13 protein-coding genes are annotated in these 17,498 nt (G+C 62.9%); 3 read left to right on the top strand and 10 right to left on the bottom strand.

Features of this window, described 5'->3' with window-relative positions; genetic code table 11:
• Positions 1–30: 30 nt before the first annotated feature.
• Complete coding sequence (locus FEM01_RS04425; protein ID WP_240791711.1) at positions 31–309, bottom strand: GmrSD restriction endonuclease domain-containing protein; 279 nt, start codon at positions 307–309, stop codon at positions 31–33.
• A gap of 302 nt (positions 310–611) precedes the next feature.
• On the opposite strand from FEM01_RS04425, the gene FEM01_RS04430 reads away from it, so the two are divergent.
• Complete coding sequence (locus tag FEM01_RS04430; RefSeq protein WP_138218054.1) at positions 612–2,702, top strand: hybrid sensor histidine kinase/response regulator; 2,091 nt, start codon at positions 612–614, stop codon at positions 2,700–2,702.
• A gap of 19 nt (positions 2,703–2,721) precedes the next feature.
• Here FEM01_RS04430 and FEM01_RS04435 read toward each other — a convergent pair whose 3' ends face one another.
• Positions 2,722–4,320 carry a histidine kinase famiy protein gene (locus FEM01_RS04435; protein WP_138218055.1) on the bottom strand — a complete coding sequence of 533 codons (1,599 nt, stop codon included), beginning with the start codon at positions 4,318–4,320 and terminating at the stop codon, positions 2,722–2,724.
• A gap of 231 nt (positions 4,321–4,551) precedes the next feature.
• On the opposite strand from FEM01_RS04435, the gene FEM01_RS04440 reads away from it, so the two are divergent.
• Positions 4,552–7,113, top strand: coding sequence for an HWE histidine kinase domain-containing protein (locus FEM01_RS04440; RefSeq protein WP_138218056.1), 2,562 nt, complete (start codon positions 4,552–4,554; stop codon positions 7,111–7,113).
• A gap of 22 nt (positions 7,114–7,135) precedes the next feature.
• Here the strand turns inward: FEM01_RS04440 and FEM01_RS04445 are convergent, their stop codons facing one another.
• Complete coding sequence (locus FEM01_RS04445; protein WP_138218057.1) at positions 7,136–7,825, bottom strand: FadR/GntR family transcriptional regulator; 690 nt, start codon at positions 7,823–7,825, stop codon at positions 7,136–7,138.
• A 96-nt stretch (positions 7,826–7,921) separates the two neighbouring features.
• Here FEM01_RS04445 and FEM01_RS04450 point away from each other — a divergent pair, with 96 nt between their 5' ends.
• A complete protein-coding gene (locus tag FEM01_RS04450; protein WP_138218058.1) occupies positions 7,922–8,665 on the top strand; it encodes a FadR/GntR family transcriptional regulator in 744 nt (247 codons plus the stop codon).
• Positions 8,666–8,667: 2 nt separating this feature from the next.
• Here FEM01_RS04450 and FEM01_RS04455 read toward each other — a convergent pair whose 3' ends face one another.
• From FEM01_RS04455 to FEM01_RS04485, 7 genes are all read right to left on the bottom strand, one after another.
• Positions 8,668–10,449: a glycosyl hydrolase family 28 protein gene (locus tag FEM01_RS04455; protein ID WP_138218059.1), complete on the bottom strand. Its 1,782-nt coding sequence runs from the start codon at positions 10,447–10,449 to the stop codon at positions 8,668–8,670.
• 93 nt (positions 10,450–10,542) lie between these two features.
• Entirely contained in the window at positions 10,543–11,319 is a 777-nt protein-coding gene (locus tag FEM01_RS04460; protein ID WP_138218060.1) for an ABC transporter ATP-binding protein, read from the bottom strand.
• A gap of 11 nt (positions 11,320–11,330) precedes the next feature.
• Complete coding sequence (locus tag FEM01_RS04465; RefSeq protein ID WP_138218061.1) at positions 11,331–12,170, bottom strand: ABC transporter ATP-binding protein; 840 nt, start codon at positions 12,168–12,170, stop codon at positions 11,331–11,333.
• Between the two features lie 11 nt (positions 12,171–12,181).
• Positions 12,182–13,096 (bottom strand): ABC transporter permease, encoded by a 915-nt coding sequence (locus FEM01_RS04470; protein ID WP_138218062.1) that lies wholly within the window; start codon positions 13,094–13,096, stop codon positions 12,182–12,184.
• A gap of 62 nt (positions 13,097–13,158) precedes the next feature.
• A complete protein-coding gene (locus FEM01_RS04475) occupies positions 13,159–14,769 on the bottom strand; it encodes an ABC transporter substrate-binding protein (protein WP_138218063.1) in 1,611 nt (536 codons plus the stop codon).
• A 41-nt stretch (positions 14,770–14,810) separates the two neighbouring features.
• Positions 14,811–15,848 (bottom strand): ABC transporter permease, encoded by a 1,038-nt coding sequence (locus tag FEM01_RS04480; RefSeq protein ID WP_138218064.1) that lies wholly within the window; start codon positions 15,846–15,848, stop codon positions 14,811–14,813.
• A 21-nt stretch (positions 15,849–15,869) separates the two neighbouring features.
• Positions 15,870–17,480, bottom strand: a complete 1,611-nt coding sequence (locus tag FEM01_RS04485) for an ABC transporter substrate-binding protein (RefSeq protein ID WP_138218065.1) — start codon at positions 17,478–17,480, stop codon at positions 15,870–15,872.
• Positions 17,481–17,498: the final 18 nt, after the last annotated feature.

Genomic DNA, 17,498 nt, shown 5'->3' on the forward strand with positions numbered 1-17,498 from the left:
CAGGCCGATGAGGCTGTCGAGTAGTACCTGCTACATGTGCTTGCCATGTTCGCCAATGGCGTGCGCGTCCCAATGCTCAACCTGCATCATCAGGTACTGTTTGATACTGTCGATGCTGTTGGTCTGGTAAAGCTCTTTCTTCGTCGCCGGCATGAAGTTGCTCAGACGCGCATTCTTCTCATGGCTGATCAGGCAGAGATTGCCAAACGCATTCAACGGTTCGGTGTCGAGCGGAGCATGGCCGTCCAAAGGGCGCTGTGGATAGTGATGCTCCACCGAACTGCGGAAGGTAAATGCGTAGGACCTCACACCGTTCACAACCTGCAAGACGCGGTGTACAACACGCTTGCGCCGCCTCGATGGATTCCCTTCACGCGTGAACCCTTGCCAGAGTATGCAGTCTCAGTGGGGGCCTTCGATCAGCACGGCCACCGCCTAATGCCACGCTGTGTGCCCCATGCGAATCTCGGACCTGCCCTTTGCTCCTCTGCACTTGCTGAGGGGCCCCCTAAGGTGTATTCAAACAGGATGTCCTGGCACTGAACGGCGCCAGGCAAAACGGCCTTATGCCCAGAGACACATTCACCATGAAGCACAGGTTGGGATAATGGATGGACGCGGATAACTCTCAAGCCACCGGCCACAGCGCCGGTACTGTCCACCCCCCCTTCACGGCCGATGCTTCGGAACGTCTGCAACTGGCGTTGGACGCCGGGGCCATCGTGGGCACCTGGGTGTGGGACATTCCCAGCGACTGTGTCACGGCCGATGAGCGTTTCGCGCGTTCATTCGGCCTGTCGCCGGTCAGATGCCAGCAGGGTATTCCCATCGAAGAAGCGTTCACCTCGATCCACCCTGACGACCACGCCCGTGTGAACCAGGCCATCGCCGAGGCCATGGCCTGTGGCGGCCTGTTTCGCTGTGAGTATCGCGTTCGCCAGCCCGACGCCAGCTTCAGGTGGGTCGAAGCCAATGGCCGTGCCGAGCTTGATGCCAACGGCGTAGCGGTCCGGTTTCCCGGGGTGCTGATGGACATCGAGTCGCGCAAGGTGGCTGAGGCCGAGCGTGACCGGGTGTCGGCGTTGTTGCGCTCTTTCACGGCTGCGGTCCCGGGGGTGGTGTATGCCAAGGACCTGGACGGCAGGCTGCTGGTGGCCAATGACGGGGCCACGCGACTGATTGGTAAGCCGCCAGAGTTCTACCTGGGCAAGACGGACCTGGAAATCCTCGAGGACAAGGCGCAAGCCCTAAAGGTGATGGCCACCGACCAGCGCGTCATGCACGGCGGCAAGGCGATACAGATCGAAGAGCAGGTCGACATGCCCGACGGCTCGGAAACCTACTGGCTGTCCGTCAAGGCACCGATGTACAGCGAGACTGGCGAGCTGATCGGGCTGATCGGCTCATCCATCGATGTGACCGCCCGAAAAACCGCCGAAGCGTCGCTGGTGGAACTCAACCAGCACCTGGAAGCCAGGGTCAACGCCGCCATCGCCGAAAACGAGGCAGCCCAGGCTGCACTGCGCCAGTCCCAGAAAATGGAGGCCGTCGGGCAGTTGACCGGAGGCATCGCCCACGACTTCAACAATTTGCTGGCCGGCATCGTCGGCAGCCTCGACTTGATCAAGCTGCAACTGAGCAAAGGCCGCACGGCGGACCTGGAGCGCTACCTGTCGGTAGCCTACGGCGCTGCGCAACGCGCCGCCGCGCTGACCCATCGCCTGCTGGCGTTCTCGCGGCGCCAGACGCTGGTGCCAGTGCTCACCGACGTCAATGCCTTGATCGGCGGCATGGAGGACCTGATCCGCCGTACCGTCGGGCCTTCGGTGCGCCTTGAGGTGCAGTTGTCGGCAACACAGGCCACCTGCCTGGTCGACCCTACTCAGGTCGAGAACGCATTGCTCAACCTGTGCATCAACGCCAGGGATGCGCTGCCCACAGGCGGCTCGATCATCCTGGAAACACTGAACCAGACGCTGGAAGCGGCTGAGTTGCACAACCCAGAGGTGCAGCCCGGCAGCTACTTGACCATCCGGGTCACCGACAACGGCACCGGTATGAGCGATGAAACCCTGGCCAAGGCCTGCGAGCCCTTCTTCACCACCAAACCCGTGGGCGCAGGTAGCGGCCTTGGCTTATCGATGATTTATGGATTTACCCGGCAGTCGCAAGGGCAACTGGGAATCGAATCGCAACTGGGCAAAGGTACGCGAGTCACCCTGCAACTGCCCTGCCGCCACGAACCGGCGACAGCACCCGCAGCGGCAGACACAACCACGCAGATACCCAGTGCAAAGCACGGCGCCACCGTGCTGGTGGTCGACGACGAGCCTTCGGTGCGCATGTTCGTCAGCGAAGTGCTCGGCCGACTCGGCTATGTCGTCGTAGAGGCCGCCGATTCGAAGGCGGGCTTGCAGCTCTTGAACTCAGATACCCGTATCGACCTACTGGTCACGGATATCGGCCTGCCCGGAGGCACCGACGGGCGTAGGATGGCGCAAATCGCCCGCCAGCGCAGGCCCGACTTACCGATCTTGTTCATGACCGGCTATGTCGACCCTCAAGCGCTACAGGATTGCCCGCTGGAGCCGCACATGGCGATCGTTACCAAGCCATTCAGCCTGGAGTCGCTCAAGGTGCAACTGAACGCGCTCGTACAGCAGACGCCGCCACCTTCCTGTCTCCAGGCGCCGCGCGCTTGAGGTGCGGCCGGGGTGCCGCTCAGACCACCCCCGTCGGACCATCCAGGACCTGCCTCACCCGCCGAGCCAGGTCATGCGGCTGGCAGGGCTTGGAGATGACCTCGAACTCAGCGCCGCCGATATCGGTCCGCTCAATCGCACTCTGCGCATAGCCTGTCGTCAGCAATACCTTGATCTGAGGTTGCAAGCGCCGCACTTCCCGGGCAAGCATCACCCCGTTCATGCCGCCCGGCATGATCAAGTCGGTAAACAGCAAGTCGTAGCGCTCCCCGGCCTGAATCAGCTTGAGCGCCTCTCGGGCGTTGAGCACCATATCGGCGGCATAGCCGTAGTCCTCCAGCACCATTTTCGCCAGCTCCGCCACATCAGGCCGGTCTTCTACGATCAGGATCCGCTCGCTGCCTGCACTGCGCTGCGCCACTTTAAGCGGTGGTTGCTGCACCACCTTGGCGTCATCGACCGGGAAGTACAACCGCAGAGTGGTCCCTTCGCCCTCTTCGGTGTAGATCCGCGCCGTACCGTCAGACTGACGGGCAAAGCCATACACCATCGACAGCCCTAGACCCGACCCCTTGCCCTCTTCCTTGGTCGTGAAAAACGGGTCCATCACCCGCTCGCGAATACCCGCCGGTATGCCGATGCCATTATCGGTGATGGAAATGCTGACGTAACTGCCCGGCAGCAAGCCATCGAACGACAGGCTCAGGTCGGTGATCTGGACATTGCGAGTTTCAATGAACACGTGCGGGCGTTTACGCCCGATGAGCGCGTCCCGGGCATTGATGAAGATGTTCAGCAACGCCACTTCGGCCTGGGTCGCATCGATCCGGCAGTTGCGTAACTGGGTTTCGAGGTCGAACTCCACCGTCACATCGGCACCGAAGGTACGCTCGATGATCGGCCGGACATCGTCTATCAGGTGATTCAGGTTGAGCACGCGCCCATGCAGTTTCTGCTTACGAGCGAACGCCAGCAGTTGCTTGGTCAAGGTGCTGGCGCGGTCCACTGCCGATTGCGCATGGCCGACACTGCGCCGGACCCTATCCAGGTCCGGCTGGGTCTTGTCTGCCTCACGCGCGATCAACCCCAGGTACCCGCCCATGACTTGGAGCAGGTTATTGAAGTCGTGGGCGATCCCGCCGGTCAATTGGCCCAAGGCTTCCATTTTCTGTGCCTGACGTAGCGCATCCTCGGCATCGCGGCGCCGGCTCACATCCAGTTGCGAGGCGAAGTAGTAAATCAGATCGCCGCGCTCGTTGAAGATTGGCGAGATGAACAAGGCATTCCAGAAACTCGAACCGTCCTTGCGGTAGTTGAGAATCTCCGTGGCGATATCGACACGCTGCGTGATCGCCTCGCGCAGGCTGTCGACCATCGAGCGATCGGTGTCGGTTCCCTGCAGGAACCTGCAATTGCGGCCCAGTATTTCGTCCAACGCATAACCGGTCATTTCCAGAAATGCGCGGTTGGCGAAGATGATCGGGTTATCGTCACGGTTAGGGTCGGTGACGATCATCGGCATCCGCGTGGTTTGCACGGCCGCGAAAAACATGTCATGGGGCAACCCGGAAATGTCGCCCGAAGCCTGGTTGCTGACCCGCGCCTTCTGGTCGGTCACGGTTATCTCCTCCTCGTTGCGTCTGACCGGTCACATCTGGACAACGCCGCGCGGCAGGTTACTCCCCGGCCCGCCGCGACGGCGGCTGGATAACGAACACGCACCGCCTGCGATTAACCGCCTAGACTGAGCAAATCTGTTGGGCAGTAACGCCCGCGAACCCGTAACATGCCGCCAACACGCCACGGCAGCTGAACCTGCCAATGCCCCTATCGCCAACAGGCTGGACCGATGGTTTCACACACTCACGTCAACCTGAGCAACTGCGACCGCGAGCCGATCCATATCCCAGGCAGCATCCAACCGCACGGCTGCCTGCTCGCCTGCGATGCAGGCGCCGCCTTTGTACTGCGCCATTCGGCCAACGCCGGGGACATGCTGGGCACGACCCAAAGCATCAATGGTCAGACCCTGCACGCACTGCTTGGTGATGACGTCGCGCATGACATCCGCAACGCCCTGGCCCGTACCCGCGAAGCCGGTCGGCCGGCCTTGATGTTCAATGTCAGCTTGGCCGGTGGGCGACTGTTCGACATTGCCGCGCATCTGTTCAAAGGCTGCGCGATCATCGAGTTCGAGCCTGCCGGGAGCAGCGCCACAGAGCCGGTTGAACTGGCCCGTGCACTAATCGCCCAACTGCGCGAAGTCGACCAAACCAGCAAATTGTTCCGGGATTCGGCGCGTTTCGTGCGCGCCGTGCTGGGCTATGACCGGGTGATGATCTACCAACTGAGTGCCGACGGTGCCGGCAAGGTGGTGGCCGAAGCCAAGCGCGGCGACCTCGAAAGCTTCATGGGCCAGTATTTCCCGGCTTCGGACATACCCCAGCAGGCGCGTGCCCTGTATGTGCGCAACCGCATCCGGGTCATCGCCGACGCCACCGTCAAGACCGTACCGATCGCTCCGCTGCGCGACCTCTCCGGCGAACCGCTTGACCTCTCCTACGCGCACCTGCGCAGCGTCTCGCCGATTCATTGCGAGTACCTATGCAACATGGGGGTGGGCGCCTCGATGTCGATCTCGATCGTCGTCAACGGTGAGTTGTGGGGGCTGATCGCCTGCCATCACTACGCACCCCGTACATTGGCCATGGGCCAGCGGGTGGCAGCCGAGATGTTCGGCGAGTTCTTCTCGCTGCACATCGAGACGCTGCGTACCCGCCAGCACCTAAACGCCGCGATGCACGTTCACAAAGCCTTGGACATCCTGCTGCGCAACGCTGGCCAGGCTACGGACATGGCCGAGTTCCTGCACTCACGGCTGGCGCAATTCCAGCCCCTGATCGCCTGCGACGGCATAGGTATGTCGCTACAGGGCCGCTGGTCCTCGCTTGGGCTCACGCCACCGCTCAGTGCCATTCCCGATCTGCTGCGCCTGGCCGAAGGGGTCGCCGAAAGCCAGATCTGGGCCAGCAACCGGCTGTCCATGGCCCATCCAGCGGCCCAGGACTATTACGCGGAGGTTTCGGGAGTCTTGGTGATACCCATGTCGCAACAACCGCGGGATTACCTGCTGCTGTTTCGCAAGGAAGTGGTCGAAACCCTCGACTGGGCGGGCGACCCGAACAAGACCTACGCCACCGGTACACACGGTGAACGGCTGACCCCGCGTAAAAGCTTCGCCATCTGGAAAGAGACCGTGCACCAGCAGTCACTGCCCTGGTCCGAGCAGGACCGGCAGTTCGGCGAGGCGATTCGCAGGGCCATCGTCGAGGTGGCCCTGCGCAACAGCGAACTGCTGGCCGACGAACGCGCCAAGGCCGAAGTACGCCAGCGCATGCTCAATGAAGAGCTCAACCACCGGGTCAAAAATATCCTGTCGCTGATCGGCGCACTGGTGGCCCACCCCAGCGCAGAAAACCAGACCCTGCAGGACTACGTCGCCACCCTCAAAGGGCGTATTCAGGCGCTGTCGTTTGCGCATGACCAGGTGATACGCGGCGATGGCGGTGGCCAGTTGGGCACGCTGCTGGAGGCCGAGCTGTCACCCTATGGCCGCCAAGCCGGGGCGATCGAACTCGAAGGGCCGCAGGTCTTGCTCGACGCCCGCGCCTATTCGGTGATGGCGCTGGTGCTGCACGAGCTGGCCACCAACGCAGCCAAGTATGGTGCGCTGTCGCGGGCCGGAGGCCAACTGCACGTGCAGTGGACGCTCGATGCCGGCGGTGCCTGCCAGATCAACTGGCTGGAGCGCGCAGGTCCAACCGTTCGCCCGCCCACCCGCCGCGGCTTCGGTTCGGTCCTGATTGACCGCAGCATCCCTTTCGATCTGGGCGGTACCAGCCAGGTTGAATACCTTCCCGAAGGCCTGCGCGGGCTGTTCCGAATCCCGGGGCGGCACCTGACGGTGTGCGAGAGCACCGACAGCCCCGCCCCGGCGGCAACCTCGGCACTGGCGCCTGCATCTGCCTGCGAGACACTGGCGCCTCTGTGTGTACTGATTCTTGAGGATCAACTGGTAATCGCCGTGGGCCTGGAGCAGATCCTGGCCGATGCCGGTATCGACGATGTGGTCACCACCAGCGCCGAGGACGAGGCCATGCGCTCGATTGGCCTGCGCGCGCCGGATATCGCGGTGCTCGACATCAACCTGGGGCATGGCACGTCCATCGCCGTGGCCGAGGAGCTGGCCCGGCGCCAGATCCCATTCGTGTTCGCGACCGGCTACGGCGAAGGCGCCAACATTCCGCGCCACTTACTGCACGTCCCAGTGGTGCGCAAGCCCTACGATGCGCCAGGCATTCTGGCAAGCCTGCGCAACCTTGTGCAAAACCGCGCGCGGATAGATAGGTAGGTGAGCGGGGACCGACGTTGGCCTAGACGCCCTGCTCACGCACCTGCTCGCGCGCCCGACCCAGGCTGTTGGTCAGGTGCAGGCGCATCGCGGCGCGCGCGAGCTCGGCGTCCTGCTGCGCGATAGCGGCGTACACCTGCTCGCGCTCGCGGATTTCCGCGTCGCGCTGAGGCGCCGGGCTTGGCCGTGCGGCAGCCATCAGGGTGTTGTGCAGGTGGGTCATGGAGTCGATGAAAAAACTGTTGCCCGTGCACTGAGCCACCAGCAGGTGAAAGACGAAGTCGACACCTGCGGGCTGCGGATCGAGGCGCGTCGCATCGAGCGCTGCGCGCATCGCCTGTAACTGCTCCTCGCTTGCGCGTTGCGCGGCAATCGCGGCGGCTTCGATTTCCAGGCACAGGCGCAATTCGATGATCGCCACGGCGTTGTAGGCCGTGCTTTTTTCAGCGCCCGCCGCCTGTAGGTCGCCGGCCGGAATCGCATCGACCACGAACGTGCCGATACCACGGCGCGTCTCTACCAGGCCTGCGGCCTGCAAGCGCGACATGGCCTCGCGCACCACCGTGCGGCTGACGCCACGCGCTTGGGTAACCGCTTGTTCGGTGGGAAGCTTGCTGCCCGCCGGCAACTCGCCCGAGAGGATCTGCTGCGAAAAGTCCTGCACCAATTGCTGGGCAAGGCTCAGGCGTCGATCGGAAGTGGCGTGCACCATTGGTTAGACCCATTCAAAACCGAAGAGGCTGGATTATAGCCGCAGCCCAATGACTGAAAGCACTATACTGGGTGCTGTTCACCGACGAGCACGACCATGCCGGAACTCACCGCCAACACGCTGCAACAGCCCCGCCGCCTTGCCGAACAGCTGGTCGAACGCTTTGCCCAGCGCATGCGTGAGGGCACCCTAAAGCGCGGTGACAAGCTGCCTACCGAGGCAGCCATCATCCAGGCCGAGGGAGTCAGCCGCGCGGTGGTGCGCGAGGCCATGTCACGCATGCAGGCCGCAGGCCTGGTTGAAACCCGCCACGGCGTGGGCACCTTCGTGCTGGACATGCCAGCCCCGGAAAGCTTCAACGTCGGTCCCGCGACCATCGCCTTGCTGTCGGATGTGCTCGATCTGCTGGAATTTCGTCTGAGCCTGGAAGTACAGGCCGCCGGCATGGCCGCCGAACGGGCCACACCACAGGCGCTCGACGAGCTTGCCCAAGCCCTGGAAGCGTTGATGCAGGGGCCGGAAAAATCCGGCAGCACCACCAATGCCGACTTCCAGTTCCACCTGAAAATCGCCAAGGCCGCAGACAATCAATACCTGATCGACATCATGAAGCACCTGGGCACCAAGATGATCCCACGCACGCGGATGAACTCGGCCTACACCGGGCAAAGCAACCGCAGCACCTACCTGGCCGGTATCAACGTTGAGCATCAGCAGATCTTCGACGCCATCGCCAGCCGTCAGGTCGATGCCGCGCGGGCCGCCATGTACCTGCACCTGAGCAACAGCCGCGCGCGCCTGCGCGAGGCGCAGAAGGTGCAGGCATTCTACGGCGAGTAAGCCTAGGGCTGGGCCGGTGCAGGCTCGACATCGGTGAACGCCAAGCCTTGGCTGTCACCGATCTGCCACGGGTTTTGACTGGCGGCCTGGCTCAAGCGCAGGTGGTCGAAGCGTGAGTCCTTCAAGCCATCGATCTTCACCGGCGCAGGCCCACTGAAGCGCACGCGCTCGAACGCCAAGCCCTGGTGATAGGCGCCGCGCTGGCTATCGCCCTTGACTTCGATTGCCGCCATGCCCGCGTTCTCCACGGTCACATCGCTGACGCTGATATCGCGAAACTGCCCTGCTATCGTCGAGCGTTTGTAGTCGAGCTTGGCATTCGGGTCGCTGTAGTCGAGGGTGAAGATAAACGCCTGCTTGACGGTGTTGCGCATCGCCGAGTCGCGGAAGGTAACATTTCGCGCGCCGCCGCCCATGAAGTGGGTACTTTTCATGCGCAGCCCCGCATCGGTGCCATCGGACACGTTGTCCTCGGCCAGGATGTCCTGGATCCATGCCCCGGTGTGGCTGCCCGCCACCACCATGCCGTGGCCTTTGCGGAAGAAGTTGTTGAAGATCCAGGCGCCCTCCTGGGGCTTTTGCCGCACCGCGTCCGCCCCGGTGCCGGCCGCGAAGTTGACGCAATCGTCGCCGGTGTCGAAGAAGTTGTTGAAGACCATCGCCCCCCGGCTGTTGGCGAATTCGATACCGTCTGCATTATTGGCATCGAAGGTCTTGTGGGTGGTGTTGGCGACCACCACGTTCTCGGTTTCCAGGTTCATGATGCCGTGGTAGGCCGGGTTGAGGACGGTGATACCGCCGTAGAACACGTTGGTCACGTTGCGCAACGTGATCAATGACGAGCGCATCTGCCCATACGCGTCCTTGACATTCATGCCTTCGGCCACGGCCCGTTCCACCTGGGCCTTGGCCAGCACGCCGTCGTGCATGTAGCGGGTGTTGTCGCTGGCCCGATAGACCGGCAACGGCCGACCCGTTTCATCGCCTACATCGGCATTGCGCTTCCAACCGTTACCGTCGATGGTGCCTTGGCCCACGATGCGGATGTTCTGGAAAGCCTGGTGCTGGCGAGGGTCGCGGGGCAAGGCGTTGATCAGCGAAGCCGGGCGCACGGTGGTGGAATACGGGTACTGGATATAGCCTTCGCGGGGGTAATCCTCGGCACGCTCAGACCCGAGCAAGGTCGCGCCCTCGGCGATTTCCAGGGTCATGTCGCTTTTCAGGTACAACGCCCCACTGCGGTAGGTGCCGGCGGGCAGCAATACCTTGCAACCAATGCTGCAGGCATCGATGGCACGCTGGATGGCAAGCGTGTCGAGGCTCACGCCATCGCCCTTGGCACCGTAGCGTTTCACATCGAACAGCGCTGGCACCGGGGTAGTGCGCTGCACCACGCTGGCACTGTCGCTCGACTCGCGTCCCTGCCGATCGACCGAACGCACAGTGAAACGGTACTCGGTGTCGGGGCTCAGCCCCTGGGCGGTGAAGCTGTGGATCGCAATGCGGTGGTGGAAGCGCTCGGTATCCTGCGCATAGAAACGATCGATATAAGGTTTGGCCGGCGATACCTGGTCATTGTTGGCATTGCTGGCGCCCAGCAAGCGGCCATTGGCGTATACGTGGTAATCGACGATATCGGCGTGATCGGCTGGCTTCTCCCAGACCAGGATGATCTGTCGGTCATCGTAGGCCAGAGTGGGCACTTGCACCTTGAGCGGCGCTTGCACGGCCCATAGCGGCAAGCTACAGGTCATGGTCAGGGTGGCGAGGATGGCGTTGCGCATGGGGTAGCGTCCTTGTTCTTGTTGTGGGTACGGCGGGGTAAGGCCTGCATTCGCCCCCTCGCAGACCATCGCCTGCGAGGGGCGATGGCCGGATCAGACGGCGTGGGCCCTGGGCGAATCGGCACTGAAGTCGCGACTGGCCTGCACCAGCATGCGGGTGTAGGCGTGGCTGGCTTCATCTCGACTCAAGGCCTGGCTGTCGAGGCGCTCGACGATGCGCCCGTGCTGCATCACGGCCACCTTGTCGCACAAGTGGCTGACTACGCCCAGGTCGTGAGTCACCATCAGGTAGGTGAGTTTCTCGCGCTGGCGCAGGTCCGCCAGCAGGTTGAGGATCTCGGCCTGCACCGATACATCCAGCGCCGAAGTCGGCTCATCCAGCAGCAATACGCGTGGCTGGAGGATCAGCGCGCGGGCAATCGCCACACGCTGGCGCTGACCGCCAGACAACTGGTGCGGGTAGCGGTAGCGGAAGCTGTCGTTGAGCCCGACCTTGACCAGGATGTCGTTGATACGTGCATCCCGCTCGTCCAACCCATGAATGACCAGCGGCTCGCGCAGCGCCGTGTCGATGGTGTGGCGTGGGTGCAGCGAGCCGTAAGGGTCCTGGAAGACCATCTGGACCTTGCGAAAGTGCGCCTTGGGCAAGCTGTGCTGCAACGCGGTGCCATCGATGCTCAACGCCCCGCGCCAGTGCCGGTACTGCCCCGCCAGACAGCGCAGTACCGTGGTCTTGCCCGAGCCAGACTCGCCCACCAGGCCGAACGACTCGCCATCTTCGACGCTGAGGTCGACATCATGCAGCACCTGGTTGAGCCCGGCGCCGACGCCGAAGCTCAGGTTCAAGCCTTGTACGTGAATCATGGACATGATCGGTTACCTCAGCAGGTGAGCCACAGCGGGTCGCGTTGCAACACAGGCAGGCGCGGGCGGCGATTGTCCATGCTCGGCAACGCGGCCAGCAGGCCACGGGTATAGGGATGTTCGGCGTGATGCAGGTCACAGGCTGCGAGCGACTCCACCACCCGCCCGGCATACATCACCAGTACCCGGTCGCAATAGTTGCGCACCAGGTTGAGGTCGTGGCTGACGAAGATCAGGCCCATTCGCTGCTCGACCACCAGCTCTTCGAGTACGTTGAGCACCTGCTGGCGCACCGAAACGTCGAGTGCCGAGGTGGGCTCATCGGCGATAATCACTTCGGGACTGGTAATCACCATCATGGCGATCATGATGCGCTGGCCCATACCGCCGCTGACCTCGTGGGGGTACAGGTTGTAGACCCGTCCGGGGTCGCGGATATGCACCTTTTCGAGCATCAGCAACGCACGCTCGCGGGCTTCGCTGCGGCTGGCCTTGTGGTGCGCCAGATACGCCTCGGCAATCTGCTCACCCACCTTGACCACCGGGTTGAGCGAGTACTTGGGGTCCTGCATGATCATCGAGATGCGTTGGCCGCGGATCTTCTGCATGGCCTTTTCGCTGGCACTGAGCAGGTCGATATCGCCGAACTGCAAGGCCTTGGCGGTGATCTGAGCGCTGGTTGGATGCAGCTTGAGCAGGCTGCGTCCGACGGTGGACTTGCCCGAGCCGGACTCGCCGACAATGGCGAGTTTTTCCTGGCCCAGGGTGAACGACACATCGCGTACGGCGTGCATCACTTTCTTGCCATTGACGAAGCGTACGTTGAGCGCATCGACGGTGAGTTTGGGTACAGACATGATGCCTCCGGTTATTCGCTACGCGGGTCGAGAATGTCCCGCAGGCCATCGCCGAGCAGGTTGAACGCCAGGCTCACCAACATGATTGCCGCCCCAGGGACCGCCACCAGCCACCAGCACTCGAGCATGTAGCGACGGCCGGTGGAAATCATCGCGCCCCACTCCGGCAACGGCGCCTGCGCACCCAGTCCGAGAAAGCCCAGGGCCGCTGCCGTGAGGATGATGCCCGCCATGTTCATGGTCAGGCGGATGATCACCGAGGACAGGCACATCGGTACGATGTGACGCAGGATGATGCGCGTCGACGAGGCACCCTGCAGCTCCACCGCCACAACGAAATCGGCCTTGCGCAGCGACAAGGTTTCGGCGCGCGCCAAGCGGGCGATCGGTGGCCACGAAGTCAGCGCGATGGCCACCACCGCATGTTCGAGGCCCGGGCCGAGTGCGGCGATGAACGCCAGTGCCAACACCAGGCTGGGGAACGAGATGAAGATGTCGGTGACACGCATGAACAGGGTGTCGACGAAGCCGCCGAAGTAGCCCGAGACAGTGCCGATGAACAGCCCGATCGGCCCCACGATAATGGTCACCAGAGCGATGATGTACAGCGTGATCCGTGCGCCGTAGACCAGGCGGCTGAAAATGTCGCGGCCATATTCATCGGTGCCGAACCAGTGTGCGGCACTGGGGGCCTGCAAGGCGTTGGCGAGGTTCTGCAACACCGGGTCGTGGGTGGCGATCCACGGGGCGAAGCTGGCCACCACGACCAGTAGCAGCGCCACCAGCAGCCCGGCCAGGGTCATTGGATTGCGCACCAGCAGGCGCAATACCCGCAGGCTGCTGCGGCCCAGCGCGTGGAAGCTGGAGGCAGGCGTATCGGCCTGGCGCTTGGCGGCCGTTTCAGAGGAAGAGATGTTGGCAATCATCGGCATGCTCTCGATGTGAAATCATGGCCACACGGGGCGCCCGCAGGCGCCACCGGTGGTACTCAGCGTTGTTTGTAGACGCCCAGATAACGCGTGGCCTCGGCGTCATCGCCCACAAAACCCTTGACGTCGGCAGCGCTCACGGCGGTGTCGGTCATCTGCGAGATCATCATGATCGGCCCGACCTGCTGCTCGTACAGCGTCTGCGCCTGGTGATACATCGCCAGACGCTTGCTGGCGTCACGCTCGACACCGACCTGGTCGATCAGCGTATTGAGCTGGGGACTGAAGAACGAGGCGCGCCAGCCCTGGAAGTTGGGCAGTCCGGCGTTGTCGCTGTTGTCGGGGTTGTAGACGAACGTGCGCAGGCTGAAGTAAGGATGCGGGTAACGCTCGGCACCCCGCGCGACGATCATCTCGAAGTTGCGCGCGCGCATGGCGCCGTACACCTGGTTACCGGTGCCAGTCACGATGGTGGCCTTGATACCGCCCTCGGCCAGGGTCGACTGCATGCGCGCGGCAATGTCGATGAACGGCGGCTCGGACAGTGTGCGGATGGTGGTGCTGAAGCCTTGCGGGTAGCCGGCTTCAGCCAGCAACGCTTTGGCCTTGGCGACGTTCAGCCGATAACCCGGATCGGGCAGGCGAGCCTCCAGGCCCAGTTGCATCGGCCGCTGGTTGAGCGTGCCGTAGTGCGGCATCACCTGTTCATCCAGCCCCTGGTAGTCGATCAGGTTACGCACCGCCTCGCGCACTTTCTGGTTGGCGAAAGGTGGCTGTTTCATGCTCATCGCCACGTAGTACATCGTGCCGCGCTGCAATGCCTGAACCTGCAGGGCAGCGTGACCTTCGATGGCTTTGATGTCCGGTGCGGCCATGCCGTAGGCCAGGTCCAGGTCGCCACGTTCGAGCATCAGGCGCAGCGATTGCGACTCGGTCATGTGCCGCAACAGAACCCGTTTCATCTTGGCCGGGCCCGCCCAGTAGCCGTCGAAGCGGGTCATCACCAAGGCGTCGTTAGCGCTCCACTTGCTCAAGGTGAACGGGCCGCTGCCGGCTTCGTTGGTGACCAGCCAGGCAGCCCCAAGATCGCCGTTTTTCTCGTGCTTGAGGACCTGCTCGCGGTCCACCACCACTGCGCTGGGCGAGACCGCCAGCGAGTCGATCACCAGCAACGGGTCGGTGGGTTGTGGCAGCTCGACCACCAACGTGTGTGCATCGGTGGCACGGATCAACCCCTGGATGTTCTCGGCCGTGTAGCCATAGGCTTTCCAGGTGGTCGCCAGGCCATAGTTGAGTTTCATCACACGGTACAACGACCAGGCCACGTCCTCGGCGGTCAGGGGATTGCCGGAGTGAAAGCGCACGTCACTGCGCAAGTGGAAGGTGATCTGCCGCGCGTCCTCGCTTATCGTCCAGCGCTCGGCCAGTTGCGGCAGGTGTTTGTCGGGATTGCCATGGTCACGCTTGATGAGCGTGTCGTAGAGGTTGGCATTGACCCCCGAGGCGTCCAGGCCTGGCGCGTTGGCCGGGTCGATGGAGAACAGGTTGACCAGGCTCATGCCGACGATCAACTGATCGTTCGGCGTCTTGGCCTGCACCGCGGCCAGCGGAGTCAGCAACAGCGCCGCGCCCAGCAGGCCGGCGCACAGTGGCGAAAATACACGTTTCATGTGGGCATCCTTTTTTATAGTTGTTCAATGTGCCGCAGGGGCTAGCGAGTCCTTGGGTCGAACACCTTGTACAAGGCATCGCTGATCAGGTTGAGGGCGACGAAGATCAGTCCGATCACCAGCACACAGCCCATCACTGCGTTCATGTCGCCGAGCATCAGGCTACTGGTGAGGTACTGGCCAAAGCCCGGCCAGGCGAACACCGTCTCGATCAGCACCGCGCCTTCGAGCAGCGAGCCATAGGCCAGCGCCACCACGGTCAGCAGTTGCACGAGGATGTTGCGAAACGCATGGCCCCAGACCACCTGGCGCCGTGATAGGCCTTTGACCCGAGCGGTGATGATGTACTCCTGGGACAGTTGCTCGAGCATGAAGCTGCGGGTCATGCGGCTGATGTAGGCCACCGAGTTCAAGCCCAGGATCAGTGCCGGTAGCACGATATGCCGCAAGGCACTGCTGAAGGCTTCCCAATCGCGGGCCAGGGCCGTGTCGACGAGCAGCAGGCCGGTGACCTCATCGACCATGCCGTCATAGGCAAGGTCGATGCGCCCTGCCCCGCCGGCCCAGCCGAGCCAGGCATAGAACACCAACAAACCCATCATGCCGACCCAGAAGATCGGCGTGGAGTAACCGAACAAGGTGATGACCCGCGCCACATGGTCACCGATGCGCCCTTGGTTGCTGGCCGCGACCACCCCCAGCGGCAGACCGATGAACACGCCGAACAGAATCGCCAGGGTGGCCAACTCCAGGGTCGCCGGGAACACCCGCTTGATATCGTCCAGTACCGGGTGGCCGGTGAGCAACGCATTGCCGAAGTCACCGTGCAGCAAGTCGTTCAGGTACAGCCCGAACTGGGTCCAGATCGGCTTGTCCAGGCCCATGGCACGGTACACTTGATCGTAGGTGGAGCTGTCGGCGTCCGGCCCGACCACAGCCAGCACCGGGTCCAACGGCATCACCCGGCCAATGAAGAAGGTCAGCGCCAGCAGGCCGAGCAGGGTCACCAGAACCGTGCTGGCCCGGCGGGCCGTCCCAGACACACGAGGGCCCAGCACAGAGGCAGTCGAAGCAAACATATCAGGCTCCTGAAAAGTCGGTCAGCGCGCCTTGTAGACGTCTTTGTAGCGCGTGGTGGCAGCGGTATGGCCTTGATAGCCCTGAACATCGTGGTACAGCACCACCGTGTCGGTCATCTGCGACACCGGCAGAATCGCCCCTACCTGGGTGTCCAGAGTGCGCTGGATTTGCTGGTACTGCGCCAGTTGCCGGGCTTTGTCGGGCTCGACCTCGGCCTGCTCGATCAGGCTGTTCAGCTCAGGGCTGTAGAATGAGGTTCGCCAACCCTGGAAGTTGCTCAACTTGGCTTCGTCGCGGTTGTCAGGGTTGTACACCAGCGTGCGTAGGCTCGAGTGCGGGTGCCGCTCGGCACCGCCGCCGCCGCGCCCGACCAGGATGTCGAAGCTGCGCTCGCGCATGGCGCCGTAGATCTGGTTGCCGGTGCCAGTGACGATGGTCGCCTGGATACCCGCCTGGGCCAGGGTCGCTTGCAGGCTGGATGCGATATTGATGAATGGCGGCTCGGTGAGCACGCGGATGGTGGTCTTGAAACCGTTCGGGTAACCGGCTTCGCTCAGCAGTTGCTTGGCCTGGGCCACATTCAGCGTGTAACCCGGATCGTCCAGGCGCGCCGGCAGGCCCAATGGCAGCGGTCGCTGGTTGAGCTGGCCGTAGTGCGGCATCACGCTCCGGTCGATGCCTTGATAGTCGATCAGCGCGCGCACTGCCTTGCGTACCCGGACATCGTCGAAAGGCTTGTTCTTGACGCTCAGGGCCACGTAATACAAGGTGCCGCGCTGTACGGTCTGGGTACGCACGTTGTCTGATTTTTCCAGTGCCTCGATGTCTGGAGCCGACATGCCCTTGGCCAGGTCAAGGTCGCCGCGCTCGACCATCAAGCGCAGCGATTGCGACTCGGTCATGTTGCGCATCACGATGCGCTTGAGCTTGGCAGGCCCACCCCAATAGCCATCGAAGCGGTTCATCAGGATCACATCGTTGGCGCGCCATTCCTTGAGCACGAACGGACCGCTGCCGGCGGCATGGGTGGTGAGCCATGCCCCGCCCATGTCATCGCCCTTCTGGTGTTGCTGCACCACCTTGCGGTCGAGGATGAACGCGCTGGGCGAGGTGGCCAGGGTGTTGAGCACCAACATTGGGTCAGTCGGGCGTGGCAGCTCGACGACGAAGGTGTACTCATCGACGGCGCGCATGTACTGGGCGACGTTGCCAGCGGTGAACCCGTAGGCCTTCCAGGTCGAGGCCAAGGCCAGGTTGAGGGTCAGCACGCGTTGCAGCGACCAGGCCACATCCTCGGCGCTCAGGGGGTTGCCGGAATGGAACGTGACACCACGGCGCAGGTGGAACGTGAGGGTCTTACGGTCGTCACTGATCTGCCAGCTTTCGGCGAGTGCCGGGACCAACTGGTCTGGCTGGCGGACATCCTGCACCAACAGCATGTCGTACAGGTTGGCATTGACCTCCGAGACGTCCAGGCCCGTCGCGGCGGCTGGGTCCAGGGACAGCAGGTTGATCATGCTCATGCCGACGATCAACTGGTCGGCCGGTGTCTTGGCGAACGCGGCATGGACCGGAGACAGCGCCAGCGAGGCGGCCAGGACTCCCGCCCAGAAGGTGGGTAGAACGTTCATGTGAGATAGCCTTTTTAT

It is taken from the genome of Pseudomonas mosselii, from assembly GCF_005796105.1.
GTDB classification, from domain to species: domain Bacteria; phylum Pseudomonadota; class Gammaproteobacteria; order Pseudomonadales; family Pseudomonadaceae; genus Aquipseudomonas; species Aquipseudomonas mosselii_C.